Here is a 26,701-nt window from a genome sequence, read left to right as displayed (position 1 = left end):
CAGCGGGGCGGGAGCGCGCGGCCGTCGATGCCGCGGTGCTCTCCGGCCGCGGAGCGACGGCGGCGCGGGCCGCCCCGTGCACGGCTCCAGCAAGCGGGCACCGCGACTCGCCGCGATCCGGAGTGCGCCCGCGCCCCCGTCCACGACGGCAAGACCCCCGACGGCCCCGTCATGGTCGTCCCGGCCGCCGCCCGGGACGTCTTCGTCGACTCGCTCAAGGCGTAGGCACGCATGGGGAAGGGGCGCTCCGTGAGTTCACGGGGCGCCCCTTCGGCGTGCGGACGGGCGTCAGACCTGGGCCGGCTCCGGCTCCTCCGAAACCTCCGGCTGCGCGGGCACACCCTTCTTCGCCGCGCGCTTCTTCGCCCGGCGCTCCTTGCGGAGTTCCAGCGTCGCGTAGAGGGTCGGGACCAGGAGCAGGGTGAGCAGGGTCGACGTGATCAGGCCGCCGATCACCACCACCGCGAGCGGCTGGGCGATGAAGCCGCCCTCGCCGGTGACGCCGAGCGCCATCGGGAGCAGGGCGAAGATCGTCGCCAGGGCCGTCATCAGGATCGGGCGCAGCCGGTGACGGCCGCCCTCCAGCACGGCCTCGACGACGCCGTAGCCGCGGTCGCGGTACTGGTTGATCAGGTCGATCAGCACGATCGCGTTGGTCACCACGATGCCGATCAGCATCAGCATGCCGATCATCGCCGGGACGCCCATCGGGGTGCCGGTGACGAGCAGCAGGCCGAGCGCGCCGGTCGCCGCGAACGGGATGGACACCAGCAGGATCAGCGGCTGGGCGAGCGACCGGAAGGTGCCGACCAGCAGCATGAAGACGATCGCGATCGCGGCCAGCATCGCCAGGAGCAGGTTGCCGAAGGCCTCGTCCTGGTCGGCGGTCACGCCGCCGATCTCGGCCGTCGCGCCCGCCGGGAGCTTCAGCGCGTTGATCTCGGCCTGGAGTTTTGCGCTGACCGCGCCGGTGTTGTCGCCGGTCGGCCGGGCGGTGACGGTGGCCGAGCGCTGGCCGTCGATCCGGGTCATGGACACCGGGCCGTCCACCAGCTCGACGGTGGCGATGTCACCCAGCTTCACCGGGCCGAGCGGCAGCTTCTTCAGCTCGGCCAGGGTCGTGGCCGGCCGGTCCGAGCGGATGACGACGTTCCGTTCGGTGTCGTCCAGCACCACCTTGGCGGCCGGGGTGCCCCGTACCGCCTGGGTAACGGCCGCGCCGAGCGTCCGGTCGTCGAAACCGGCCGCGGCGGCACGGGAGTCGGCCTTGACCGAGATGCGCGGCACGCTCTGCGACAGGTCGCTGGTGACGTCGGTGACGTCGTCCAGGGAGGCCACGGCCTTCTGCACCTGGTCGGCCGCCTTGCGCAGCACCTGCGGGTCGGCCGCCTTGACGACGACGCTCAGGTTCTGGTTGCCGAAGCCGTCGCCGGCCGCGACGGTGGTGGTGCCGATGCCGTCGAGGTCGGCGAGGCCCTTCTCGATGCTGTCCCGCACGTCCTCGTGGGAGGCCGAGTCCTCCAGCATCACCTGGTACGTCGCCTGGTTGGTGTCCGTACCGCCGCCGAAGGCCGCCATGAAGCCGGACGAGCCGATCGTGACCTGGTGGTCCTTGATGCCCTCGGTCTCGCCGAGCAGCTTCTCGACCTTCTCGGCCTGGGCGTCGGTGGCCGCGAGGCTGGTGCCCGGCTCCAGCTCCTGACGGAGGGTGAGGACCTTCTGCTCGCCCTGGTCGAAGAAGTTGGTCTTGAGCAGCGGCGTCATGCCGAGCGTGGCGATCAGGACGACGACCGCGATGGCCAGACTGGCCAGCCTGCGCCGGGTGGCGAAGCGCAGCACGGAGATGTAGCCGCGCTGGAGGCGGCTCCTCGCCTCCTTCTCCTCGGCCAGCCGACGGGCCTCCTCGGCGTCCTCGGGGGTGCCCTTCGGGGGCCGCAGGAACCAGTACGACAGGACGGGGACGACCGTCAGCGACACCAGCAGGGACGCCAGCAGCGCGGCGGTGACGGTGAGGCTGAAGGAGCCGAACAGCTCACCGACCATGCCGCCGACCAGGCCGATCGGCAGGAAGACGGCGACGGTGGTGAGCGTCGCGGAGGTCACCGCGCCGGCCACCTCCCGCACCGCCTTCATGATCGCCTCGTGGCGCTCCTCGCCGTAGCCGAGGTGCCGCTTGATGTTCTCCAGGACGACGATGGAGTCGTCCACGACCCGGCCGATCGCGATGGTCAGCGCGCCCAGGGTCAGCATGTTCAGCGACAGGTCGCGCGTCCACAGCACGATCAGGGCGAGGACCACGGAGAGCGGGATGGAGACCGCGGTGACCAGCGTCGAGCGGATCGACGCGAGGAAGACCAGGATCACCAGGACCGCGAAGACGAGGCCGAGCGCGCCCTCGGTGGTCAGACCCTCGATGGCCTGGGACACCGCCGGGCCCTGGTCGCTGACGACGGTGAGCTCGGCGCCCGAGCCGAGGTCCTCGCGCAGGCCGGGCAGCAGGTCCTCGACGGCGTTCGAGATGGTGACCGCGCTGCCGTCGTGGTCCATGGTGACCACCACGGCGAGGCTGGGGCTGCCGTTGGTGCGGGTGAGGGAGTTGGCCGTGGCCTCCTGCTGTTCTACGTCGGCCACCGAACCGAGGCGGACCGGCTTGCCCTTGCCGGACTCGCCGGTGACCATCAGGTCCTCGATCTGCTGGATCGAGGTGTAGCCGCCGCCCACCTGGACGGTGCGGTTGGCGCCGTCCTCGTCGAAGGAGCCGGCCGGGACGGTCGCGCCGCCCGCCTGCAGGGCCTGGAGCAGTGCCTGGGGCGTGAGACCGGCCTTGGCCAGCTTCGCGTCGTCGGGGGTGACGGTGACCTGGAGGTCCCGTACGCCGTCCACCATGACCTGACCGACACCGTCGATGTCCTTCAGCGCGGGCACCACGGTCCGGTCGAGCTGGTCGGCGAGGGCCTGCTGGTCCTTGTCGGAGGTGACGGCGAGGACCACGGTCGGCATGTCGTCGGTGGAACCGGCGACGACCTGCGGGTCCACGGTGTCGGGCAGCATCGCGCGGGCCCGGTTGACGGCCTGCTGGACGTCGGCGACGAGCTGCTCGGTGTCGTTGCCGAAGTCGAAGGACGCCATGATCACGGCGTTGCCCTCGCTGGCCTTCGAGGTGACGCCGGAGATGCCGTCGACGGCCTCCAGGTTGGCCTCGATGGGCTCGACGACCTGCTTCTCCACCACGTCGGGGGACGCGCCCTGGTACGGGGCCACCACGGAGACCATGGGCAGTTCGATGGTGGGCAGCAGTTGCTGCTTGAGCTGAGGGATCGCGATCGCCCCGAACACGAGCGCGATGATCGACATCAGTCCGATCAGCGCCCGTTGTGCGAGGCTGAATCTGGCCAGCCAGGACATGGGTTACGGGTCTCTCTTCTGTGAGCGGTCAGGGGTACGGGACGTACCCGGAGGGGGCAGGGGCGGGCGCGGAGGGGCGTCCGTTCTCCACACTGGGGCATCGGCGAGGGCCGATCCGTAGGCCCGAGGTCCTGTTCCTCGAACGGCGGCTACTCCCGCCGCAGTACGCGTGGCGGCGTTCACTCCACCCTCGGACGGACCAGCCCCGACTCGTAGGCGGTCACCACCAGCTGGGCCCGGTCGCGGGCGCCGAGCTTGGCCATGGCCCGGTTGACGTGGGTCTTCACGGTCAGCGGGCTGACCTCCAGGCGTTCGGCGATCTCGTCGTTCGAGTGGCCGCCGGCGACCAGGACCAGCACTTCGCGTTCCCGCACGGTCAGCGAGTCGAGCCGCTGCGCGCGGGCCGGGTCGCGGTCGGCGTCGTCGGCGGTGCCCTCCTGGGCGAGGAAGCGGGCGATCAGGCCTTTGGTGGCGGCCGGGGACAGCAGTGCCTCCCCCTCGGCGGCGATCCGGATGGCGTTCAGCAGTTCTCCGGGTTCGGAACCCTTGCCGAGGAAGCCGGAGGCGCCGGCCCGCAGTGACCGCACCACGTAGTCGTCGACCTCGAAGGTCGTCAGTATGACCACGCGGACCCCGTCGAGCTCGGGGTCGGCGCTGATCAGGCGGGTGGCCGCGAGGCCGTCGGTGCCGGGCATCCGGATGTCCATGAGGACCACGTCGGCGCACTGTTCACGGGCGAGGCGGACCGCCTCGGCGCCGTCGGACGCCTCGCCCACCACCTCCATGTCCGGCTCGGAGTCGACGAGCACGCGGAACGCGCTGCGCAGCAGCGCCTGGTCGTCGGCGAGCAGGACGCGGATCGTCATACGGGTTCCCCCCGGGGGGTGCTGGTCACGGGCCGTCCTGGGCTGTGGACGTGCGGGGCTCGACGGGCAGGATCGCATGGACGCGGAACCCGCCGCCGAAGCGGGGGCCGGTGGTGAGGGTGCCGCGCAGGGCGGTGACGCGTTCCCGCATGCCGAGCAGGCCGTGCCCGCCGCCGTGACCGGTGCCCTGCCTGCCGTCACCGTGGCCGTCGGCGCCGGGGCCGTCGTCGAGGACGGTGATCTCGATGTGGGGGCCCACCCTGACGACGCTGACCTCCGCGTTCGCTTCGCTGCCGGCGTGTTTCTGGACGTTGGTGAGGGCCTCCTGGATGACCCGGTAGGCGGCCAGGTCGACGGCGGCGGGCAGCGCGGGGCCCTGGTCCTCGCGGGCGACCAGGACCCGCAGGCCGGCGCTGCGGAAGGTACCGGCGAGTTCGTCGAGGCGGTCCAGGCCGGAGGTGGGCTCGGTGGGTGCCTCGGGGTCGTCGGACTGACGCAACAGGCCGACGGTGGCGCGCAGTTCGCCCAGCGCCGAGCGGCTGGCCTCCCGTACGTGGGCGAGGGCCTCCTTGGCCTGGTCGGGCCGCTTGTCCATGACATGGGCGGCGACCCCGGCCTGGACGTTGACCAGGGCGATGTGGTGGGCGACCACGTCGTGCAGGTCGCGGGCGATGCGCAGGCGTTCCTCGGCGACGCGGCGGCGGGCCTCCTCCTCACGGGTGCGTTCGGCCCGCTCGGCGCGTTCCCGGATGGCCTGGACGAAGGCGCGGCGGCTGCGGACGGCGTCCCCGGCGGTGGCGCCGATCCCGGTCCAGGCGAGGAGCCCCAGGTTCTCCTGGGCGTACCACGGCAGCGGGCCGGCGATCATGGCGGTGCCGGTGAGGACGGTCATGGTGAGCAGGCCGACCCGCCAGGTGGTGGGGCGGTCGGTGGTGGAGGCGACGGTGTAGAGCGCGACGACCACGCACATCGCGACGGGGGCTCGGGGGTCGCCGGTGACGGACTCGACCACGGAGGCGGCGCCGGTGAGGGCGAGGACCGCGCGGGGGGCCCGGCGCCGGAGGACCAGCGCGGCGGCGCCGAGGGCCATGAGGGCCAGGCTGAGCGGGTCGGGGGTGCTCAGCTCCCAGGTGACGCCGTGCGGGCCGTGCGGGTCCACGAAGGATCCTGCCACCATGCACACCAGGACGCCCGCGGCCAGGGCGGCGTCCAGGGCGAAGGGATGTGCGCGCAGCCGGCACCGGGCTCGCTGGATGGTGCTCACGACCGTTCACCGTACGGCGTCCCCGGCGCCGCCGTGACATCCGGTGCGCGGGCCGGTCGTGGACCCGTGGAAGACCCGGCAGGCCCGGGTGTCACGGGCCCGGGATCAGTCCCTCGTCGCTGAGCAGCTCCCGGACCTCCTCGATGGTGGCGTCCGGGGAGGGCAGGATGAGGTCGGAGGGTTCCAGCGCGTCGTCCGGCAGCGGTTCGCCGAGCTCGTGGACCCTGGACAGCAGGGCGGTGAGGGTGCGGCGGAAACCGGGGCCGTCACCGGTCTCCATCTCGGTGAGGAGTTCCTCGTCCAGTTTGTTCAACTCGGCGAGGTGGCTCTCGGCCAGAGCCACCTGCCCCTCCCCCATGATCCGTACGATCATGTCGGCCTCCTGGGTCCCGGCGAGGACCTCGGTCGTCGGCACGGCTTCCCGTGCGGCGGTCACTGCTTGTCGAACCGCGGGGTGTCCTGCGGCTGCTGCTGGGCCCGGGACTGCTCGCTGCCGCCTTCGATGGCCTGCTGCGCGGCGGAGGGGCCTCCCGCCAGCTCGGCCTTCATGCGCTGCAGCTCCAGTTCCACGTCCGTACCACCCGAGAGCCGGTCCAGCTCGGCCTGGATGTCGTCCTTGTGCATGCCGGACTGGTCGTCCAGGGCGCCGGAGGCGAGCAGCTCGTCGATGGCACCGGCCCGCGCCTGGAGCTGGGCGGTCTTGTCCTCGGCGCGCTGGATCGCCAGCCCGACGTCGCCCATCTCCTCGGAGATGCCGGAGAAGGCCTCGCCGATCCGGGTCTGCGCCTGCGCCGCCGTGTACGTGGCCTTGATGGTCTCCTTCTTCGTGCGGAAGGCGTCGACCTTGGCCTGGAGCCGCTGCGCCGCGAGGGTGAGCTTCTCCTCCTCGCCCTGGAGCGTGGCGTGCTGCGTCTCCAGATCGGTCACCTGCTGCTGGAGGGCGGCGCGGCGGGAGAGCGCCTCGCGGGCCAGGTCCTCCCGGCCCAGCGCGAGCGCCTTGCGCCCCTGGTCCTCCAGCTTGCCCGACTGGGACTGGAGCTGGTTGAGCTGGAGCTCCAGGCGCTTGCGGCTGGTCGCCACGTCGGCGACACCGCGCCGGACCTTCTGGAGCAGTTCCAGCTGCTTCTGGTACGAGTAATCGAGGGTCTCGCGCGGATCCTCGGCCCGGTCAAGGGCCTTGTTCGCCTTCGCGCGGAAGATCATCCCCATACGCTTCATGACACCGCTCATGGGCTTCGCGCGCCCCCTTCTGACGGACTCCGGCTCACAGCTCTGCGACAGAACCCACAGTACGGGCCCTGCATCCATTACCGCACTGTTCGGGGACCGATGCTCTCATCCCCAAGGACGACTGAGTGGCTGCCCGCTCCGGCCCAGGAAGTAGGTGACCCCCGGGGCGGACGGGACAACACACCCCAAGAGGTGCGCAACGCCCCCTCTGTCCTTCTACAGACGACTGGTGTTGCCGGATCGTTCCCCCCGGGACTGGGGTCCAACCCCGCGGACCCCGTACCCTTGGGTTTTGTGTTCCGTAGCCGTGCCAAGGAAGAGAAGGCCCTCGCCGACAAGGCGGCGGTGACCGACTCCAAGCAGACCCGCCACCCGGAGGCCCCCAAGGGCCGCCCCACACCCAAGCGCAGCGTGGCCCAGTCCCAGCGCCGCAGCGTGGCCAACACGTCGATGACGCGCAAGGAGGCCGCCAAGCGGCAGCGTGACGAGCGCCGCGCCGCGATGGAGCGTCAGCGCCAGGCGCTGGCCAGCGGCGACGAGCGTTACCTGCCCGCCCGTGACAAGGGGCCGGTGCGCCGCTTCGCGCGCGACTTCGTCGACTCGCGGTTCCACATCGCGGAGTACTTCCTGCCGATGGCCGTGGTCATCCTGGTGCTGAGCATGGTCCGGGTCCCCCAGCTGCAGAACATCGCGCTGCTGCTGTGGCTGCTCGTGATCGTGACGATCGTGCTCGACTCCGTCGTGACCGGCTTCCGGCTGAGGAAGCGGCTGGCCGAGCGCTTTCCCGATGCCAACCGGCGCGGCGCCGTCGCCTACGCCCTGATGCGTTCGCTCCAGATGCGCCGGCTGCGGCTGCCCAAGCCCCAGGTCAAGCGCGGAGAGCAGCCCTGAGCACCCTGCCGTTCGTCGAGGGCGAGGCGCCCTCGACGAGCCCGGCGGCCGGTCCGGCACAGCCCGCGGTACCCGCGCCGGTCGGGACCGGCGGACCGGACGGGCCCGGTGGCCTGCGGGAGGTCGTACGGCTGGAGCTGGTGGCCCGTCAGTTGGACGAGCAGATAGTGGGGCGGTTCCCGGTCGGGCGGCGGCTGCGCGTGCTCGACGTCGGCATGGGTCGGGGCTCACAGGCGCTGCGGCTGGCGCGGGCCGGTCACTCGGTGACCGGCCTCGAGCGGGACGCGGAGATGCTCGCCGCCGCACGTGCGGCGCTCGCCCGGGAGCCGGAGGGCATCCGGGAGCGGATGCGGGTCGTCGAGGGCGACGGCCGGGACACCGGTGTGCACTTCCTGCCGGGCAGCTTCGACGTGGTGCTCTGCCACGGCGTGCTCATGTACGGGGCGGAGCCGGACCCGCTGGTGGCGGGGCTGGCCCGGATGCTCGCCCCCGGTGGACTGCTGTCGCTGCTGGTGCGCAACGGTGACGCGCCCGCGATGCGGTCCGGCCTGCGCGGCGACTGGGCCGGCGCGCTGACCGCGTTCGACGCGACCTGCCACATGGACGAGGAGTCGGGGCTCGGGACACGGGCCGACCGGCTGGAGAAACTGACGGCGACACTCGCCGGGCTCGGGGCGCCGCTGCACACCTGGTACGGCGTGCGGGTCTTCACGGACACGGCGGCCGGCGGCACGCACGCCCCCGGCGTCCCGGACGACCTGGCGACCCTCCTGGAGGTCGAGGAGCGGGCCGGGCGGACGGACCCCTACCGCGGGGTGGCGTCGCTGCTGCACCTGTGCGGCGTACGGGGCTGACACCGGCGCGGAGTGGGCGAGGGCCAAGGCCCTCGCCCATGAATCCAGGCCTCAGGCCTCGGTGCTCGCCTGGTCCGCGTGGAGGCTCATCGGCCCGTAGATCTCCGTGGTGTCCTCCAGCAGCCGCACCTGGTCGGCACCACCCTCCAGCAGGGCCTTCCAGTTCTCCCCGATCCAGGACTCGGCGTCCCCCTGCGTGGTGAACTCCTCCGGTTGCACCGCGGGCTCGACCTGCGTCCCGTCGGCCTTCTCGAACCGCCACGTCCATGCCGCCATGTACGCCTCCGTGGGTGTCAGCACACTGCACAACAAGAGCCGGATCTTGGTCCGGCTCCTGCAAGAGCCTAGGGCCTGTCCGGCGGATCAGGTCGCAGTAAATCGGCGGCGCCCCGTCAGCGCGGGTGAGCGGGGGCCGGTGCGTGCAGCTGCAAGGCGGAGGAGGGAGCCATGGCGGAGCCATGGCGACCGACGACAACGCCGCTGGGGGTCCCCCTGCTCGAAGAGCTCGGGGGAGGGCGTGCCGGCCCCTGCGTCTGCGGCGTGATCCGCCGGGCAGGCCCTGGGGCCAGGACATGGCGTCTGTGCGGTGGATCATGTGGGGTGGCCGCCCGGTCGGGCGCGCAGGAGCCGTGGGGACGGGTGAAAATCGGGTCCGTGGAACTCACTCTGCTCGGTACCGGTGCCCCGGCGGGGCTGCCCCGCCCCGACTGTCCCTGCGCCGCCTGCGCGTCCGCCGCCGGCCCGCACGCGCGCGCGGCGACCTCGCTGCTGGTGGACGGCTCGCTGCTGCTCGACCTCATGCCGGGCGTGGCGTTCGCGGCGGCCCGCGCGGGGCACTCGCTCGGCGGTGTGCGCCAGGTGTTGCTCTCCCATCCGCACGACGGGCCCGCGGTCGAGGTGCCGGCCGGCCTGCCGCAGCCCGGCCGGGTGCCGGACGGGCGGGAGCTGGCGCTGCTGACCGGCCACAGGGTGCGGGCGGTGGCGCTGGACTCGCCGGGCACCGGGTACGCGGTGACCGGCCCGGACGGGCAGCGGCTGCTGTACCTGCCGCCGGGCGCGGCGCCGGCCGGTCTCGAGGAGCCGGCCGAACCGTACGCCATGGTGCTGCTGGACGTCGTGGGGCGCCCGGACGCGCTGGCGCGGTTGCGGGCGGTGGGCGCGGTCGGGCCGACGACGGACGTCGTCGCCGTGCACCTGGACCACGACGTGCCGCCCGGTGCTGAGGCGCGCCGTCGGCTCGCGGCGGCCGGGGCGCGCGCCGTGCCGGACGGGACCACGCTGGAGGTGGGCGCCTACGAGGACGTCCCCGACCTGCCGCGGCGGACGCTGGTGCTGGGAGGGGCCCGGTCGGGCAAGTCGGTGGAGGCCGAGCGCCGCCTGGAGACGCTCCCGGAGGTGCTGTACGTGGCGACCGGCGGGTCCCGCAACGGGGACACCGAGTGGGCGGCCCGGGTGTCGGCCCATCAGGAGCGGCGGCCCGGGTCGTGGCGGACCGTCGAGACCTGCGATCTGGTGCCGCTGCTGGAGGACGACGGGCCGCCGCTGCTGGTGGACTGTCTGTCGCTGTGGCTGACGGACGCGATGGACTCCGTCGGGGCGTGGGACGACGCCCAGTGGGCCGACGGCGGGGAACGGGCGCTCAGGGAACGGGTGCGTGAGCTGACGGACGCGGTGCGCGCGACCCGGCGGACCGTGGTCGCGGTGTCCAACGAGGTGGGCTCGGGCATCGTGCCCGCCACCGCGTCCGGCCGCCGTTACCGGGACGAACTCGGGCGGCTGAACGCGGCGTTCGCGCAGGAGTGCGAGCAGGTACTGCTGGTGGTGGCGGGGCAGGCGCTGGTGCTGAAGGGGTGAGCGGCGGGCCGGGTCAGCCCGTCGGCTTCCTCGCGATGATCCGGTACGCGTTGGCGAACGGGGTGTGCCGCAGCAGCGGGGCCAGCGCGAGGTCCGTGAGCGCCGCGGCGGCCACCACCGGGATACCCGCGCGCAGCAGGACGGTGCGCGCATGCCGCTGGAACGGGGTCGGCGGGATGGCGCGCCAGGGGGCGTCCGGGGCGGGCAGGGCGTGGGAGAGGGCCAGCGCGGTGGCACCGGCCAGGTCGTACGGAACGTGCACCGCGCGGTACCCGGAGCCGGATCCGAACGGGGCTTTGGACCTGGTGGTGACGATCTCGCAGCCGAGCCGCTCCAGTTCGGCGCGGAGGTTGCGCGGCGGGAGCAGGTGCAGTCGGCGGGGCTGGTCGTAGGAGAGCCACCACCGGCCGAACAGGGCGGCGAACGCGCTGCGGGGGTCCAGGGTCTCGATGAGCAGATGGCCGCCGGGGCGCAGGGCGTCGAGGGCGGCGTGGAGTTCCGCCCTCGGGTCGGTGGTGTGTTCGAGGTGGTGCAGCATGCTGACCACGTCGTAGCGACCCGCCACCCGGGCCCGCAGCCGTGGGGACGTCAGCGGGCCGATGTGGGCCTCCTCGACCCGGCCGAGGACGCGGGCACGTTCGACTCGCGGGGTGAGGTCGGTGCCGTCGAACGCGGTGTACGGGAACAACTCCCGTGCGGTGTCCGGGAAGCGGGCGTGGCCGGTGCCGACGTCCAGCCAGCTCTCCGGTTCGCCGAAGCGCAGCATCGTGCGGGCCGTGGCACGGCGGCGGCGCGGGGCGGCGCGCAGCGCGAGGACGGCGTCGGTGACGGCGTCCCGGGGGGCACCGCGCAGCACCCGCCGGTGGAAGGCGAGGCCCTCGGCGGTGAGGCGGGGGTTCTGGAAGGTGTGTCCGCAGTCCCGGCACGCGTCGACGGTGAACCGGCCCGGCCGGTGCCGCCGCAGGTCGCCGGTGCGCAGCCGGTTGCGCAGCCGTGCCGAGCCGCACCAGGGGCAGTCGGCGCGGCGCGGCTCGTGCACCCGCGCGGAGGCCTGCTGGGCAGGTACGACAACGACGTCGGCGCCAGGCACGGCGGCCGACGGGGAGGCGATGGGTGCGTCGGGCACGGACATGGGCGGCTCCCGGTGGGTCGGGCGGGCGGAGGGGCAGGGAACGCAGGGGAACGCAGGGGGACGCAGGGGCGGGCGAGCGGAACGTCGGCACGTGCGGATGACATTCCACTGCAAAACGTTACGGATCGGATGGCCGTCCGAGGCGTAACGACGTCGGGGTGGCGTCACCCGGCGGGCGGGAAATCGGCTACGGGACCTGGGACTCCGTGGTGTTCGAGCCGGGCCGGTACTGTTCGGCGAATGAGCTCGCTTAATCTCGACGACTTCACCGATCTGATCGAGCGTCCGGACGGCGGGGTGCGCCGTGACGCGGAGGCGCACCGCGAGCGCCGGGTCGTACCGCCCGGGTCGCTGGGCCGCCTCGACGAACTGGGCGAGTGGCTGGCCGCCGCGCAGTCCGCGGTGCCGGTGCGGCCGGTCGAACGGCCGCGGGTCGTCCTCTTCGCCGGTGACCACAAGATCGCCGAACTGGGCGTCTCGGCGCGGGCCGCGGGCAGCGCCGGGGAGCTGGTGCGCGAGGTGCTGGAGGGCGGCCGTCCGGTCTCCGTGCTGGCCCGGCGGCTCGGGGTGCCGGTGCGGGTGGTCGACATGGCCCTGGACTGCGATCCGGAGACCCTGCCCGAGGACGTCGTACGGCACAGGGTGCGGCGCGGCGGCGGGCGCATCGACATCGAGGACGCGCTGACCCTCGAGGAGGCCGAGGCGGCGTTCCGGGCCGGGGTCGCGCTGGCCGACGAGGAGGTCGACTCCGGTACGGATCTGGTGGTGCTCGGCGATGTGAGCGTGGGCGGCACCACGGCGGCGGGTGTGCTGGTGGGCGCGCTGTGCGGGACGGACGCGTCCGTGGTCACCGGGCGCGGCGGGCTGGCCATCGACGACCTGGCCTGGATGCGCAAGTGCGCGGCGATCCGCGACGCGCTGCGACGGGCCCGGCCCGTGCTCGGCGACCAGTTGCAGCTGCTGGCGACGGTGGGCGGGGCCGATCTCACCGCGATGACGGGCTTCCTGCTGCAGGCCGCCGTGCGGAAGATGCCGGTCGTGCTCGACGGCGTCGTGACGGCGGCGTGCGCGCTGGTGGGGCAGCGGATCGCGTTCCGGGCGCCGGACTGGTGGCTGGCCGCGCACGACAGCGGGGAGCCGGGGCAGGCGAAGGCACTGGACCGGATGGCGCTGGAGCCGCTCCTCGCCCACGGTGTCACCGTGGGCGAGGGCACGGGGGGCCTGCTGGCCCTCCCCCTGGTGCAGGCGGCGGCGGCGCTGGCGGCGGAGCTCCCGGAGAAGCCGGAGTGACCCAGGGCGTCCGCCCTTTTCCTCGCCCCCGCCGCCCTTTCCCTCCCCCAGGCTCTCGGCTTCTCCCCCGAGTTCTCAGCTCCGTTCGAACAGGGGGACCCCCATGAGCAGGGGGACCCCCGTCGTCCTCGAGGGGCGCCGCCCCTGTGACCCCGACGTGCGGGTCGGCGGGTGGTTGCTCGCGCGGTTCCCCGCGCCCCTTCAGGGGCGGGGTGGGTCCGGTTTGCCGCCGATCCAGTCGTCGAAGGCCCGGCGGGGGCCGGACCAGCGGCGGTCGTGGCGGTAGGCCCGCAGGAGGGCCTTGGCTCGGGCGCGGTGCCTGTGCCGGTAGAAGCGCCTGGCCCACGGGGAGCCGGGGCGGGCCAGGCGCAGCGAGCCGATCAGGGCGACGAGGGGCACGATCACGCCGAAGACGGCGGTCCTGGCCTTGCCCTTGCTCAGGGCGATCAGGGAGAAGAGGAAGTTGACCGCCACGTCCAGGGCGACGCCCACGCGGCCCTGGAGTTCGCCCGGGGAGACGCCGTTGACGCCGAACGGCGAGAACCCGGCCAGCAGCAGTCCGACCAGGGAGGCGGTGATGACGACCACCTCGACGCTCTGGCGGCCGGCCTCGGTCCAGTAGACGTCCTGGAGGTGCAGGATCAGCGCGAACTCGTCCAGGACCAGGCCTGCGCCGATACCGAAGACGACCGCGCTGAGCGCCGCACCGAAGCCGTGCCGGCCGCTCGCCACCGCGCCGAAGCCGCCGACGACGGTGAGGATCACGCCGGGCACGACGTGGTGGATGTGCACACCGCCCGCCTCGACGTTGCCGAAGGGGCCCTTGCCGGCCCGGATCAGCCGGGTGACGACCCGGGTGATCACGAAGGTGAGGACGAAGGCGGTGAGGGCGAGGAGCAGCGGCAGCTTGCCCGGTTCGATGATGTTCCGCTGCAGCCAATGCCCCATGAGCGCACTTTATCCACGGCCGCCGGGTGCGCCCTGCTGACCGCCGGGTAATCTGCGCCGGTGCCCGCGCCCTTCCCGACCTCCGTGGCCGACGGCCTCCGCTTCGCCTTCGGCACCCTCACCGTGTTCCCCGTCGAGGTGACCCGTTGGGACCGCCCGGCCGCACGCGGCGGCATGCTGTGCGCCCCGCTGGCCGGACTGGCGGTCGGTGCCGTGGCCGCCGCCTGCGGACTGCTGCTGCTGTTCCTCGGGGCGGGCGCGCCGCTCGCCGCCGTCGCCACCGTCGCCGTGCCCGCCGCGCTCACGCGCGGGCTGCATCTCGACGGGCTCGCCGACGTCGCGGACGGGCTCGGCAGCGGAAAGCCGGCCGAGGACGCGCTGCGGATCATGAAGCAGTCGGACATCGGTCCGTTCGGCGTGCTCACCCTCGTCCTCGTGCTGCTGGCGCAGGTGGCCGCGCTGGCCCAGGCATACGGCGACTCCTGGACCCGGGGTGCGCTCGCCGCCGTGGTCGCGGCGGTCACGGGCCGGCTCGTCCTCACCCTCGCCGCCCGAGCCGGGGTGCCGCCCGCCCGGCCCGGGGGGCTGGGGGCCGCCGTCGCCGGGGCCGTCCCGCCGGCGGGTGCGGTGGGCGTCGCCCTCGCGGTGGCCGGGGCGGCGGCCGCCGGGGGCGCCCTGCTCGGGGCGGACGGTGCCGTCCGTGCCGTCCTCGCGGTGCTGCTGTCCGTCGCGGCCGCGGAGCTGCTCCTGCGGCACTGCGTCCGCCGCTTCGGCGGGGTCACCGGCGACGTGTTCGGCTCGCTCGCGGAGACCGCGGCGACGACCGCGTTCGTCGTCGCGGCACTGGGCTGAGGGAACGGCGGCCCGCCCCCTCCTCCCCCGGGCTCCCCGGGCCCCGGACCCGCGGCCGTGCAGGCCGCGGGCAGCAGGGCGAGCAGTGCCGGCACCGCGGCGAGCAGGCCGTCGTGTCGTCCTGCGGGTCGTCTCATGCGCGTCCCGCCGGGTGGCCTTCGAGGGGGGCGGGGCCCGGAAGGTGTCCGTCACGTCACCGAACGGTGAAGACCGCGCGAGGGAGCGCACGGGCAGACGCGCGTAGGCTCGTCCGCAGTGTGCGCCGTACCGGGGCAGGCCCCGCCGAGACCGTACCGCCAGGTCGTCGTTAGGGTCGGCGCCGGGCCCGGTCGACCCACGCTTTTCGGCCACAGCAACTTCACATCGGAAGCGAGAATTCACCACCGTGACTGCTCTCACTCTCAGCACCGCCGCGATCCCCGGCCTGAAGGCCGACGCGATCGTGATCGGTGTCGCCAAGGGCACTGCGTCCGGGGCCGGGGGCCTGGTCGTCGCACCGGGCGCCGAAGCCGTGGACAAGGCCTACGACGGCAGGCTCACCGGCGTCCTGGAGACCCTCGGCGCGTCCGGCGCCGAGGGCGAGGTGACGAAGCTCCCCGCGCCGGCCGGCTTCAAGACGCCGCTCCTGGTCGCGGTGGGCCTGGGCACCCAGCCCGAGAAGGACGCCGCTCCCGACCCCGAGGCACTGCGCAAGGCCGCCGGTGTGGCCGCCCGCGCCCTCACCGGGTCCAAGAAGGCCGCGTTCGCCCTCCCCCTGACCGACGCGGCCGACGCCGGCGCGGTCGCCGAGGGCGTGCTGCTCGGCGCCTACTCCTTCGACGCCTACAAGAACAAGGACACCTCCAAGGACAAGGGTGCGGGCGGCGGCAAGGACAAGAAGAAGGACGCGAAGGCGCCCCTCGCCGGGGCCGTGCTGCTCTGTGACAAGTCGGGCGACAAGGCGTACAAGGCGGCCGTGGAGCGCGCCGTCACGGTGTCCGAGGAGCTCAACCGGGCCCGCGACCTGATCAACACCCCGCCCAACGACCTCGACCCCGAGGCGTTCGCCGCCGTCGCCCAGGCCGCGGCCAAGGAGCACGGCATCAAGGTGCAGGTGCTCGACGAGAAGGCTCTGGCCAAGGGCGGCCACGGCGGCATCCTCGGCGTCGGCGCCGGCTCGGCGTCGGGTCCGCGGCTGGTGAAGCTGTCGTACACCTCCGCCAAGGCGAAGAAGCACCTCGCCTTCGTCGGCAAGGGCATCACCTACGACTCGGGCGGCATCTCGCTGAAGCCGGCCGGGCACAACGAGACGATGAAGTGCGACATGAGCGGTGCCGCCGCCGTGTTCGCCGCGGTCGTCGCCGCCGCCCGCCTCGGTCTCGAGGTCAACGTCACCGGCTGGCTGGCCCTGGCCGAGAACATGCCCTCCGGTTCCGCCACCCGCCCGGGTGACGTGCTGCGCATGTACAGCGGCAAGACGGTGGAGGTGCTCAACACCGACGCCGAGGGCCGGCTCGTCCTCGCCGACGCGCTGTGGGCGGCCTCGGAGGAGAAGCCGGACGCGATCGTGGACGTCGCGACCCTGACCGGCGCGATGATGCTGGCGCTGGGCAACCGCACGTTCGGGATCATGGCCAACGACGACGCCTTCCGTACGGCGGTGCACGAGGCCGCCGAGGAGGTCGGCGAGCCCGCCTGGCCGATGCCGCTGCCGGAGCACCTGCGCAAGGGCATGGACTCGTCCACGGCCGACATCGCGAACATGGGCGAGCGGATGGGCGGCGGGCTCGTCGCCGGGCTCTTCCTGCGCGAGTTCGTCGGCGAGGGCATCACCTGGGCCCACCTCGACATCGCCGGTCCGGCCTTCAACGAGGGCAGCCCCTTCGGGTACACGCCCAAGGGCGGTACGGGCTCGGCGGTACGGACGCTGGTCCGCCTCGCGGAGCAGACCGCGGCCGGCGACCTGGGCTGAGCCGACCGGTCGCCGACGGGGCCCCGTGCACGGGCAGGACGGGGCCCCGCCGGCCGGCGCGTCATGCGGATCCGCCTCGGGTGTCGGCACGTGTGCCGGGGGCATGCGGTCCCGGAAGTCCTCGCGCGTGTGGCGGTCGGACGTTCGAACGTGGGACGTGTCACACCCCCGCCCCACGTCTCGTTCGGCTCGGACAAGTGCGAGGATAGGGCTCGGCAGGACAGGGCCCCACCGAAGGGCCGACGGCAAAAGCGGCCGGACACCAGCCGCCGACCGGTCATCTGGAGACCGGCGTGGCGCACATGCATGGAGGACGTGACGTGGCGAACGACGCCAGCACTGTTTTCGACCTAGTGATCCTCGGCGGTGGCAGCGGTGGTTACGCCGCGGCCCTGCGCGGGGCGCAGCTGGGCCTGGACGTCGCCCTGATCGAGAAGGACAAGGTCGGCGGTACCTGCCTGCACAACGGCTGCATCCCCACCAAGGCCCTGCTGCACGCGGGCGAGATCGCCGACCAGGCCCGCGAGAGCGAGCAGTTCGGTGTGAAGGCCACCTTCGAGGGCATCGACATGGCGGCCGTCAACAAGTACAAGGACGACGTGATCTCGGGCCTGTACAAGGGCCTGCAGGGTCTGATCGCCTCGCGCAAGGTGACCTACATCGAGGGTGAGGGCCGGCTGTCGTCGCCGACCTCCGTCGATGTGGACGGTCAGCGGATCCAGGGCCGCCACGTCCTGCTGGCGACCGGCTCCGTGCCGAAGTCGCTGCCGGGCCTGGAGATCGACGGCAACCGGATCATCTCCTCGGACCACGCCCTCGTCCTGGACCGCGTGCCGAAGTCCGCGATCGTGCTGGGCGGCGGCGTCATCGGCGTCGAGTTCGCCTCCGTGTGGAAGTCCTTCGGCACCGACGTCACGATCGTCGAGGGCCTCAAGCACCTCGTCCCGGTCGAGGACGAGAACAGCTCGAAGCTGCTGGAGCGCGCCTTCCGCAAGCGGGGCATCAAGTTCAACCTGGGCACCTTCTTCCAGAAGGCCGAGTACACCCAGGACGGCGTCAAGGTCACCCTCGCCGACGGCAAGGAGTTCGAGGCCGAGGTCCTCCTCGTCGCCATCGGCCGCGGCCCGGTCTCGCAGGGCCTGGGCTACGAGGAGGCCGGGGTCGCCATGGACCGCGGCTACGTCCTCGTCGACGAGTACATGCGCACCAACGTCCCGACCATCTCCGCCGTCGGTGACCTCGTCCCGACGCTCCAGCTGGCGCACGTCGGCTTCGCCGAGGGCATCCTGGTGGCGGAGCGGCTGGCCGGTCTGAAGACCGTCCCGGTCGACTACGACGGCGTGCCGCGGGTGACGTACTGCCACCCGGAGGTCGCCTCCGTCGGCATCACCGAGGCCAAGGCCAAGGAGATCTACGGTGCGGACAAGGTCGTCGCCCTGAAGTACAACCTGGCGGGCAACGGCAAGAGCAAGATCCTCAAGACCGCCGGCGAGATCAAGCTCGTCCAGGTCAAGGACGGTGCCGTGGTCGGCGTCCACATGGTCGGTGACCGCATGGGCGAGCAGGTCGGCGAAGCCCAGCTGATCTACAACTGGGAGGCGCTGCCCGCCGAGGTCGCGCAGCTGATCCACGCCCACCCGACGCAGAACGAGGCGCTCGGCGAGGCCCACCTGGCCCTCGCGGGCAAGCCCCTCCACTCCCACGACTGACGCCTTCGGTCACGGGCACGACGACACAGACTTCCGCACTTTTAAAGGAGCAACCGAAACCATGGCGGTTTCCGTAACCCTTCCGGCGCTCGGTGAGAGCGTCACCGAGGGCACTGTCACCCGCTGGCTGAAGGCCGAGGGCGAGCGCGTCGAGGCCGACGAGCCGCTGCTCGAGGTCTCCACCGACAAGGTCGACACCGAGATCCCCGCTCCGGCCTCCGGCGTGCTGTCCTCCATCAAGGTCGCCGAGGACGAGACCGTCGAGGTCGGTGCCGAGCTGGCCCTGATCGACGACGGCAGCGGTGCCCAGGCCGAGGCTCCGGCCCCCGCCGCCGAGCAGCCCGCCGCCCCGGCCCCCGAGCCGGCCGCCGCGGCCCCCTCCACCGAGCAGGCCGCCCCGGCGCCCGCTCCCACCGCCGAGGCCGCCGTCGGCGGCGGCACCGCCGAGGGCACGGACGTGGTCCTGCCCGCGCTCGGCGAGTCCGTCACCGAGGGCACCGTCACCCGCTGGCTGAAGTCGGTCGGCGACAGCGTCGAGGCCGACGAGCCGCTGCTCGAGGTCTCCACCGACAAGGTCGACACCGAGATCCCCGCTCCGGCCTCCGGCGTGCTGCTGGAGATCACGGTCGACGAGGACGAGACCGCCGAGGTGGGCGCGAAGCTCGCCGTCATCGGCGCTCCGGGTGCCGCCCCGGCGGCCGCTCCGGCACCGGCGGCTCCGGCCGCCCCGGCGCAGCCCGCACCCGCCCCGGCTCCGCAGGCCGCTCCGGCTCCCGCGCCGGCCGCCCCGGCCCCGGCTCCCGCCCCGGCCCCGGCTGCCGCCCCGGTCCCGGCTCCTGCTGCCCCGCAGGCCGCCCCGGCCCCGGCTGCCGCGCAGCCGACCGACGAGGGCGCCTACGTCACCCCGCTGGTGCGCAAGCTCGCCGCCGAGCACGGCGTCGACCTGTCCACCGTCAAGGGCACCGGCGTCGGTGGCCGTATCCGCAAGCAGGACGTCGTCGCCGCGGCGGAGGCCGCGAAGGCCGCCCCCGCCGCGGCTCCGGCCGCCGCTCCGGTCACGGCGAAGCGGACCCCGGTCCTCGAGGCCTCGCCGCTGCGCGGCCAGACCGTGAAGATGCCGCGGATCCGCAAGGTCATCGGCGACAACATGGTCAAGGCGCTGCGGGAGCAGGCGCAGCTGTCCTCGGTCGTCGAGGTCGACGTCACCCGGCTGATGAGGCTGCGGGCGCGGGCCAAGGAGTCGTTCGCGGCTCGCGAGGGCGTCAAGCTCTCCCCGATGCCGTTCTTCGTCAAGGCCGCCGCCCAGGCGCTGAAGGCCCACCCGGCCGTCAACGCCCGGATCAACGAGGCCGAGGGGACCATCACGTACTTCGACACCGAGCACATCGGTATCGCGGTGGACTCCGAGAAGGGTCTGATGACCCCGGTCATCAAGAACGCCGGTGACCTCAACATCGCCGGTATCTCCAAGGCCACGGCCGAGTTGGCGGGCAAGGTCCGGGCCAGCAAGATCACCCCGGACGAGCTGTCCGGCGGGACCTTCACGATCAGCAACACCGGTTCGCGCGGCGCGCTGTTCGACACGATCATCGTGCCTCCGGGCCAGGTCGCGATCCTCGGTATCGGTGCCACGGTCAAGCGTCCGGCCGTCATCGAGACGGAGGAGGGCACGGTCATCGGCGTCCGCGACATGACCTACCTGACCCTCTCCTACGACCACCGGCTGGTGGACGGTGCCGACGCGGCCCGTTACCTGAACTCGGTCAAGGCGATCCTGGAGGCGGGCGAGTTCGAGGTCGAGCTCGGCCTGTGACCCCCGGCCGCTGATCCACGGCCTTGATCCACGGCCGCTGATCCCGGTCACCGGTGCCCCCGTCCGGAGCTTCCCAGGCTCCCGGGCGGGGGCACTGTCGTGGGCACGGCGTGAGCTGCGCCGTATGCGCCGTATGCGCCGTGTAAGCCTCGTCTCACCTGGGCGAAAGCACCCCGTGCGCCCCTACGGGACGGTGTGTCAGCCGTATTGTCTAAGGGTCGATCGCCCTCAAGGGTCCTGTCCGTCGTCCGTCCGCCGCCCCCGACGGGGCCTTTCGGTCGGCTGCCCCGGATTCACGAGCCCTGTCCAAGGAGCACTCATGACCGCGCCCGTCGTCCACTCGCTGCGCGAACAGATCCGCGAGCACATCCTGGAAGGGATCATCAGCGGGCGCTGGCAGCCGGGCGAGCGGATCGTGGAGCGGCGGATCGCGACCGAGCTGGAGGTCAGCCAGACACCGGTGCGGGAGGCGCTGCGCGAGCTGGAGTCGCTGCGGCTGATCGAGTCGGCGCCCAACAAGGGCGTGCGGGTGCGGAACCTGTCGGCCGCCGACCTGGAGGAGAGCTACCCCGTACGTGCGGGTCTCGAGGCGATCGCCGCCGAGTTGGCGGCGGAGCGGCTGGCGGAGGACTGCTCGGCACTGGAGCCGCATGTCGCCGCGCTGTACGAGGCCGACCGCACGGCCGACGGCACGGCCCAGGTGCGGCACACGGTCGCCTTCCACCGTGAACTGGTCCGCGCGGCCGGCAACTCGGTGCTGCTGCACACCTGGGAGGGCCTGGGCATCGAGGTCTTCACGGCCCTGTCCATCCGCTGGCTGGGCACGGTCCAGCAGTCCTACGCCGAGGAGCACGAAGAGCTGGTCGCGGCGTTCCGGCGGCGGGATCCGGACATCGGCCGCCTGGTGAAGGAGCACGTGCTGGGCTGCGCGCCGCACGCCGCCGACACCCCCGCCTGATCTCCCGTCCCCACCCGTTCCGGTCCCGGCACCGTCCGTCCGGTCCACTCCTCCTCTCCGCACCGGGCGAAGCTGTCGAAACGCGCCGATACTGGTGAGAACCGCGTCGTTCTCCAGGGTGGCGAGCAACGCCCCCGTCGGCCGGTGGTGGAGGCCGTGTGATCCCGCCACAGCTGTCCTCCGTGGTCCCAGGGTCCGCCGGGTCCGTCCTGTCCTTGACGCGCAGCGCCGTGACCGCGACGGTGTCGGCGGTGCGGTCCCTCTCGCAGGGTCTGGCCGCCGTCCCGGCGGCGCTCGCCTCGACCGGGCCGGTGCCGCAGCCGGGTGTGCCCGGCCTCTGGCGAACCTCGGGAGGCGTGCAGATCGCGGTCCGGCGGCTGGGGCGGCCCGGTACGGCAGCGGCGGCGCGCGGGCTGGAGGCCACGCTGCGCCGGGTGCCGGGGGTGAGCCGCGCGGAGGTGAACGGCACGCTGGGGTGCGTGTACGTGGGCTGCGGGCCGAAGACCGACCTCGCGGCCGTCGCCGACGTCGTCGCGGCCGCCGACGCCGCCGCCGGGGAGGTCCCGCGGGCCGGGGCGACGGAGCGGGAACGGCGCCCGGTCGGCTACCCCGGGGCCGCGCGGGCACGGGTCGGCGCGGCCGTCCGGCTCGGCGCCGGCCTGGTGGCCGTGGGGGTGGCGTCGGTGGGCGACGCGCTCAGGCTGCCGGGGCTGCACCCGGCGGTGATGTCGGTGATCCAGTTCGCGGAGTCCGCGCCACCGCTGCGCGACGGCATCGCCCGCCGGATCGGCGAGAGCGCCACGGAACGCGGGTTCGCCGGGGCGAACCTGCTGTCGGGCACGCTGTCCTTCCGGCCGCTGGGCGTCACGGTGACCACCGTGCTGGCCGCCGCCCGGTACGCGGAGGTGCAGGCGCGCCGTGGGGCATGGGCGGACTGGGCGCGCAGGCTGGGCGGGCACGAGGGTACGTACCGCCACGACGCGGTACCGGGTCACGAGCGCCCGGCGCCGCTGCCGCCGGGGCCTGGCGAGCGGTACGCCAACGTGGCGGCACCAGTGGCGCTCGCGGCCTACGGTCTGACGTCGGTCGGCACGTTCGGCCAGGACCGTGCGCTGTCGCTGCTGATCGCGGGGACACCGCGCGGCCCCCGGTTCGGACGGGAGGCGTTCGCCTGCGCGGCGGGCCGGGCCCTTTCCGAGCGGGGGGCGCTGGTGCTGCGGCCGGAGGTGCTGCGCCGCCTGGACCGGATCGACACGGTGGTCCTCGACGCCCGCCTGCTGGCCGGCCGCGACTGGACGATCGAGGGCGTACTGCGCCTGCCGCCGCCCGGCAGCCGGCCGGAGGGCGCCGGCCCGGCGGACGACGGGCCGGACGACGACGAGATCCACGTACGGATCCACGAGCTGATCGAGCCGGACGGTCCGGTCGAAAGGCGTCGCCGGCACGGCGCCGGCCCCCTGGCGCCGAAGCGGCGGGACGGCTGGGAGCTACGGCCGTTCCCCGGCCCGGAGACCGGCTCCGACGACACCCTCGGCGGCCTCGTCCCCGCAAAGACGGCCGCGCGGGCCCGGCGGTGGGCCGAGGAGGGTGCGCAGGTCGTGCTCGTCCTGCGGGCGGGCACGCCGGTGGCCGCAGCCGCACTGGTCCCCCAACTGCACCCGCTCGCCCACCACTTGGTGCGCGCTGCCCGGGCGTGCGGTGAGGTGCGGCTGGTGGGCGGGCCGCCCGGGCTGCACCTCCGGTTCGGGCTCGAGGAGGCCGTGCCCACCGGGCACCGGCGTACGGCCGCCCTGGTGCGCTCCCTCCAGGCGGAGGGGCACGGGGTCACGGTGGTCTCGGCACGGACCCGCCGTGCCCTCGCCCGCGCGGACCTGGGCATCGGGTCGGTCGGCGACGTCGGCGTCCCGCGGCACGTGCCGTGGGACGCCGACGTCGCCGCCCCGCCCGATGTCGTCCACCTGCTGCTGACCGCCCTGCCGGAGGCCCGGCGGATCAGCCGGCTGTGTGTCCGGCTGGAGGGCGCCGGCGCGGCGGCGGGCTCGGCGCTCGCCCTGCTCGTGCCCCGCCCGGGGGCCTGGGCGCGGGCCCGCCTGGTGGCCGACGGGGTGAGCATCGCCTCGGTCGCCGCGGGCTTCTGGGCGGGGTGGCGGCTGCGCGGGCGTCCGGCCCCGGCGGCCGCCGAACGCACACCCTGGCATGCCATGGCGGTACGCCAGGTGATGTCCCGGGTCGGCACCTCGTCCCGGGGGCTGGACGAGGCCGAGGCCGCCCGGCGCGGACAGTTCGAGGGCCGTGACCGGCACGAGGGCGCCGGCACCCTGGTCGGCCGGGTCGTGGAGGAGCTGGCCAATCCGCTCACGCCCGTCCTGGCGATCGGCGGCGGTGTCTCGGCGGCGCTCGGCTCCGTGCTGGACGCCGTGCTGATCGGCGGGGTGCTCGGCGTGGACGCGCTGGTCGGCGGGGTGCAGCGGCAGCAGGCCGACAACGCGGCCGAGCGGCTGGTCGAGGCCACCTCGGTGCGGGTGCGGGTGCGCCGCCCCGGACAGGCGGAGCCGGTGGAGACGGCCGGCGAGCACCTGGTGCGCGGGGACCTGATCGAGCTGCGGGCCGGGGACTCGGTCCCGGCGGACTGCCGGGTGGTGCGGGCGCAGGGTCTGGAGGTGGACGAGTCCAGCCTCACCGGCGAATCGCTGCCCGTCGTCAAGAGCGCGGCGCCGACCGCGGCCCGGGCGGTCGCGGACCGCACCTCGATGCTCTACGAGGGCACGACGGTGGCCGCCGGCCACGCGCTGGGCGTGGTCGTCGCCACCGGAACCGCCACCGAGGCGGGCAGCGCGGCCGAGGCGGGCCCCGAGGGCGGGCCGCCGGAGAGCGGGGTGGAACGGCGGCTGAAGGCGCTGGGCCGGTGGTTCCTGCCGCTGTCCGTCGCCGCGGGGGTCGTCCTCTTCGCCGTCGACCTGCTGCGCAGACGACCCCTGGGAGCCGCCCTGGGGGCCGCGGTCAGCCTGTGCGTGGCGGCCGTACCGGAGGGGTTGCCGTTCGTCGCCACGGTCGCGGAGCTGGCCGCGGCCCGCCGGCTGTCCGCACGCGACACCCTGGTCCGCAGCGCCTCCACCATCGAGGCGCTGGGCCGCACCGACGTGCTGTGCTTCGACAAGACCGGCACGCTCACCGAGGGCCGGATCAGCCTCCAGCAGGTCTCCGACGGCCTGCGGCGCGAGGGTCTCGACCGGCTCACCCCGGCGCTGCGCCGGATCGTCGCCACGGCCGCCCTGGCCGGTCCGCCGGGCGCGGCCGCGACGCTCGCCCATCCCACCGACCGGGCCATCGCCGGCGGGGCCGAGTCGCTCGGCGCCGCCCCGGCCCGGGCCGCCGGGCTCGGTACGGACGTCTGGGAGCGGCTGGCCGAGCTGCCGTTCGAGCCGGGGCGCGGCTACCACGCCGTGCTGGGGCGGTCCGACAGCGAGGCGCGGATCGTGGTCAAGGGCGCGCCGGAGGTCGTCCTGGCCCGCTGCGGCCGGGTCCGCCGGGACGACACCACCGAGCCGTTCGACGAGCGGTTGCGCGCGGAGAGGGAGGCGGAGATCGACCGGCTGGCCCGGCGCGGCCTCAGGGTGCTCGCGGTCGCCGAGCGTGTCCTGCCCGCGGGTGCGCCGCAGGACGAAACCGCCCCCGCCGGTCCGGGGGACCTCGGCGACGAGGTCGTCGACGGGCTGTGTCTGCTGGGCCTGCTGGGCCTCGCGGACCCGGTGCGGCCCACCGCCGCGCAGAGCGTGGGCCGGCTGTCGCGGGCCGGGGTGCGCATCGTCATGCTCACCGGCGACCACCCCAGCACCGCCGCCGCGATCGCCCGGGAGCTGCGGCCCGAGGAGGAGCCGCGCCTGATGACCGGGGCGGAGCTGGACGCCCTCGACGACGCGGCGCTCGCCGGGACGCTGCCGGACATCACGGTGTTCGCCCGGGTCACCCCGGCGCACAAGGTCCGTATCGTCACCGCGCTGCGTTCGGCCGGCCGTACCGTCGCCGTCACGGGCGACGGCGCCAACGACGCGCCCGCCATCCGGATCGCCGACGTCGGCATCGCCCTCGGCTCCCGGGCCACGCCGGCGGCCCGCGCCGCCGCCGACATGGTCGTCACCGACGACCGGATCGAGACCATCGTCGACGCCTTCGTCGAGGGCCGGGCCATGTGGGGCTCGGTGCGCAGGGCGCTGGGCATCCTGCTCGGCGGCAATCTGGGGGAGATCGCCTTCACGCTGGCGACCACGCTGTTCACCGGGCGCAGTGCGCTCAACGCCCGCCAGCTGCTCCTGGTCAACCTGCTCACGGACATGCTGCCCGCCATGGCCATCGCCGCCCGGCCGCCCGCCGACCACCCCGACCGGCTGCTCGCGGAGGGCCCGGAGGCCTCGCTCGGCAAGGCCCTGATCCGCCACATCCGGCTGCGTGCCGCCGTCACCACGGCGGCGGCCGCGGCCGCCTGGATCGTCGCCCGGGCCACCGGCACCCGGGGGCGTGCCGACACGGTCGCCCTGGTCGCCCTGGTGACCTCCCAGCTGTTCCAGACGCTCCAGGACGCGGGCCGGGACCCGGTGGTGGCCGCGGCCGCGGTGGGGTCCCTGGTGGTGCTGGGCGTGGTGGTGAGCGTGCCGGGGCTCAGCCACTTCTTCGGCAGCCGGCCCCTGGGCCCCGCGGCCTGGACGATCGCGCTGGCGTCGGCGGCGGGCTCGGTGCTGGTGCCCCTCGCGGTCCGGGGTGCCACCGGTACGCTGAAAAAAGTTCACCTGCAGAACACCCGTGTGCAGCCTGCTGGATGACATGAGGGCCGACAAAGGAGTCGTACCCGGCACGACACACACGAAAGGCGGCGGACCATGCCGCACATCCTCACCACGATCCTGACCCAGGTGGCGGTCGCCCTGCTCGAGGCCGCCGTGGTCCGAGTGGCCGTCCAGCTCTGGAAGACCTTCGGCACGAGCGGGCACCCGGCGGCCGCACACGCCTGAGCGGCCGCACGCGCCTGAGCGCCCCCGAACCAGCCTGCCCGAATTATCCGTTCAGACGGGTTTATTCGCGTGCATTGATGGAAGGCGGCCAGGAAGACCCCTCGCCACTCATGCCTCACGGCAGGAGAGGACGGAGATGACTTCCCCAGAAGCACAGACCCAGCCACCGCAACAGCAGGCCCCGACGGAGCGCCCGGAGGAGAAGCGGACGGGCGGCAAGCTGCTGCACCTGCACACGGCACACGCCCGGGTTCCGATCCCCTACGTGACCCCGGGGGACATGTTCTCCAACCCCCGCAAGACCGCGCCCGCGTCCACGGCCACATCCCTGCTCCCCTCGCCCCGCAAGCTGGCCCTCTACGGCATCCTCGGCGGCATGACCGTCGCCGGAGCCATCGGCTGGCCGGTCGCTGTCGCGGTCGGCGCCGCCACCGAGGTGATCACCCGCGAGCAGGCGGCACGGCAGCGCCAGGGGCACGAACGCGCCGAGCGGACGGAGACCGCGACACAGCCGCAGCCGGCGACGGCATGACGATCCCGCCCGGACGCCGGTGGGGTCGAACGCCCGGATGACCTCCGGGCGTTCGACCCCACCGGCGTTCAGCACGTCCGAGCCGGCCCGCGCCCGCCCGAACCGGCCGGTCACCCCTCGGATGAGCAGGGAAAACGCGGCACCGC

21 protein-coding genes are annotated in these 26,701 nt (G+C 73.8%); 13 read left to right on the top strand and 8 right to left on the bottom strand.

Annotation, left to right across the window (positions count from 1 at the left end; genetic code table 11):
* Positions 1-27: 27 nt before the first annotated feature.
* On the top strand, positions 28-225 hold the full coding sequence (locus AC6F7H_RS21455; protein ID WP_500758541.1) for a DUF397 domain-containing protein: 198 nt from the start codon (positions 28-30) through the stop codon (positions 223-225).
* A gap of 63 nt (positions 226-288) precedes the next feature.
* Here the strand turns inward: AC6F7H_RS21455 and AC6F7H_RS21450 are convergent, their stop codons facing one another.
* From AC6F7H_RS21450 to AC6F7H_RS21430, 5 genes are all read right to left on the bottom strand, one after another.
* On the bottom strand, positions 289-3,405 hold the full coding sequence (locus AC6F7H_RS21450; RefSeq protein WP_500758540.1) for an efflux RND transporter permease subunit: 3,117 nt from the start codon (positions 3,403-3,405) through the stop codon (positions 289-291).
* A 179-nt stretch (positions 3,406-3,584) separates the two neighbouring features.
* On the bottom strand, positions 3,585-4,271 hold the full coding sequence (locus AC6F7H_RS21445; protein WP_500758539.1) for a response regulator: 687 nt from the start codon (positions 4,269-4,271) through the stop codon (positions 3,585-3,587).
* A gap of 25 nt (positions 4,272-4,296) precedes the next feature.
* Positions 4,297-5,535, bottom strand: coding sequence for a sensor histidine kinase (locus AC6F7H_RS21440; RefSeq protein WP_500758538.1), 1,239 nt, complete (start codon positions 5,533-5,535; stop codon positions 4,297-4,299).
* Between the two features lie 91 nt (positions 5,536-5,626).
* Positions 5,627-5,908 carry a PspA-associated protein PspAA gene (gene pspAA / locus AC6F7H_RS21435; protein WP_500761987.1) on the bottom strand — a complete coding sequence of 94 codons (282 nt, stop codon included), beginning with the start codon at positions 5,906-5,908 and terminating at the stop codon, positions 5,627-5,629.
* A 59-nt stretch (positions 5,909-5,967) separates the two neighbouring features.
* Positions 5,968-6,765, bottom strand: coding sequence for a PspA/IM30 family protein (locus tag AC6F7H_RS21430; protein WP_500758537.1), 798 nt, complete (start codon positions 6,763-6,765; stop codon positions 5,968-5,970).
* A gap of 255 nt (positions 6,766-7,020) precedes the next feature.
* Between AC6F7H_RS21430 and AC6F7H_RS21425 the strand changes: the two genes are divergently transcribed.
* The gene (locus AC6F7H_RS21425) at positions 7,021-7,656 is read left to right on the top strand and encodes a DUF3043 domain-containing protein (RefSeq protein ID WP_500761985.1); all 636 of its coding nucleotides are present in this window, start codon (positions 7,021-7,023) and stop codon (positions 7,654-7,656) included.
* Between the two features lie 140 nt (positions 7,657-7,796).
* Positions 7,797-8,510 carry a class I SAM-dependent methyltransferase gene (locus tag AC6F7H_RS21420; RefSeq protein WP_500758536.1) on the top strand — a complete coding sequence of 238 codons (714 nt, stop codon included), beginning with the start codon at positions 7,797-7,799 and terminating at the stop codon, positions 8,508-8,510.
* A 51-nt stretch (positions 8,511-8,561) separates the two neighbouring features.
* Here AC6F7H_RS21420 and AC6F7H_RS21415 read toward each other — a convergent pair whose 3' ends face one another.
* On the bottom strand, positions 8,562-8,786 hold the full coding sequence (locus AC6F7H_RS21415; RefSeq protein WP_109377633.1) for a hypothetical protein: 225 nt from the start codon (positions 8,784-8,786) through the stop codon (positions 8,562-8,564).
* Positions 8,787-9,164: 378 nt separating this feature from the next.
* Here AC6F7H_RS21415 and AC6F7H_RS21410 point away from each other — a divergent pair, with 378 nt between their 5' ends.
* Positions 9,165-10,364 (top strand): bifunctional adenosylcobinamide kinase/adenosylcobinamide-phosphate guanylyltransferase, encoded by a 1,200-nt coding sequence (locus tag AC6F7H_RS21410; RefSeq protein ID WP_363043973.1) that lies wholly within the window; start codon positions 9,165-9,167, stop codon positions 10,362-10,364.
* Between the two features lie 13 nt (positions 10,365-10,377).
* On the opposite strand, the gene AC6F7H_RS21405 is transcribed toward AC6F7H_RS21410, so the two are convergent.
* Positions 10,378-11,496 (bottom strand): class I SAM-dependent methyltransferase, encoded by a 1,119-nt coding sequence (locus tag AC6F7H_RS21405; protein WP_500758535.1) that lies wholly within the window; start codon positions 11,494-11,496, stop codon positions 10,378-10,380.
* Between the two features lie 240 nt (positions 11,497-11,736).
* On the opposite strand from AC6F7H_RS21405, the gene cobT reads away from it, so the two are divergent.
* A complete protein-coding gene (gene cobT / locus AC6F7H_RS21400; RefSeq protein WP_500758534.1) occupies positions 11,737-12,786 on the top strand; it encodes a nicotinate-nucleotide--dimethylbenzimidazole phosphoribosyltransferase in 1,050 nt (349 codons plus the stop codon).
* Positions 12,787-12,987: 201 nt separating this feature from the next.
* Here the strand turns inward: cobT and AC6F7H_RS21395 are convergent, their stop codons facing one another.
* Positions 12,988-13,734, bottom strand: coding sequence for a hypothetical protein (locus AC6F7H_RS21395; RefSeq protein ID WP_500758533.1), 747 nt, complete (start codon positions 13,732-13,734; stop codon positions 12,988-12,990).
* 60 nt (positions 13,735-13,794) lie between these two features.
* Between AC6F7H_RS21395 and AC6F7H_RS21390 the strand changes: the two genes are divergently transcribed.
* From AC6F7H_RS21390 to AC6F7H_RS21355, 8 genes are all read left to right on the top strand, one after another.
* Positions 13,795-14,586 carry an adenosylcobinamide-GDP ribazoletransferase gene (locus AC6F7H_RS21390; RefSeq protein ID WP_500758532.1) on the top strand — a complete coding sequence of 264 codons (792 nt, stop codon included), beginning with the start codon at positions 13,795-13,797 and terminating at the stop codon, positions 14,584-14,586.
* Positions 14,587-14,971: 385 nt separating this feature from the next.
* Positions 14,972-16,537, top strand: coding sequence for a leucyl aminopeptidase (locus AC6F7H_RS21385; protein WP_500758531.1), 1,566 nt, complete (start codon positions 14,972-14,974; stop codon positions 16,535-16,537).
* Between the two features lie 320 nt (positions 16,538-16,857).
* Positions 16,858-18,246, top strand: coding sequence for a dihydrolipoyl dehydrogenase (lpdA, locus tag AC6F7H_RS21380; RefSeq protein ID WP_500758530.1), 1,389 nt, complete (start codon positions 16,858-16,860; stop codon positions 18,244-18,246).
* 61 nt (positions 18,247-18,307) lie between these two features.
* Positions 18,308-20,059, top strand: coding sequence for a 2-oxoglutarate dehydrogenase, E2 component, dihydrolipoamide succinyltransferase (gene sucB, locus AC6F7H_RS21375; protein WP_500758529.1), 1,752 nt, complete (start codon positions 18,308-18,310; stop codon positions 20,057-20,059).
* 319 nt (positions 20,060-20,378) lie between these two features.
* On the top strand, positions 20,379-21,017 hold the full coding sequence (locus AC6F7H_RS21370; protein ID WP_500758528.1) for a GntR family transcriptional regulator: 639 nt from the start codon (positions 20,379-20,381) through the stop codon (positions 21,015-21,017).
* 230 nt (positions 21,018-21,247) lie between these two features.
* Positions 21,248-25,834: a cation-translocating P-type ATPase gene (locus AC6F7H_RS21365; RefSeq protein WP_500758527.1), complete on the top strand. Its 4,587-nt coding sequence runs from the start codon at positions 21,248-21,250 to the stop codon at positions 25,832-25,834.
* Positions 25,835-25,891: 57 nt separating this feature from the next.
* On the top strand, positions 25,892-26,023 hold the full coding sequence (locus AC6F7H_RS21360; protein ID WP_500758526.1) for a hypothetical protein: 132 nt from the start codon (positions 25,892-25,894) through the stop codon (positions 26,021-26,023).
* A 136-nt stretch (positions 26,024-26,159) separates the two neighbouring features.
* The gene (locus tag AC6F7H_RS21355; protein ID WP_500758525.1) at positions 26,160-26,555 is read left to right on the top strand and encodes a hypothetical protein; all 396 of its coding nucleotides are present in this window, start codon (positions 26,160-26,162) and stop codon (positions 26,553-26,555) included.
* The last annotated feature ends 146 nt before the right edge of the window (positions 26,556-26,701 follow it).

The organism is Streptomyces sp. MMS24-W38 (assembly GCF_059889265.1).
Note: the sequence above shows the minus strand (reverse complement) of the source record. Positions and strands in the feature narration are given on the sequence as shown.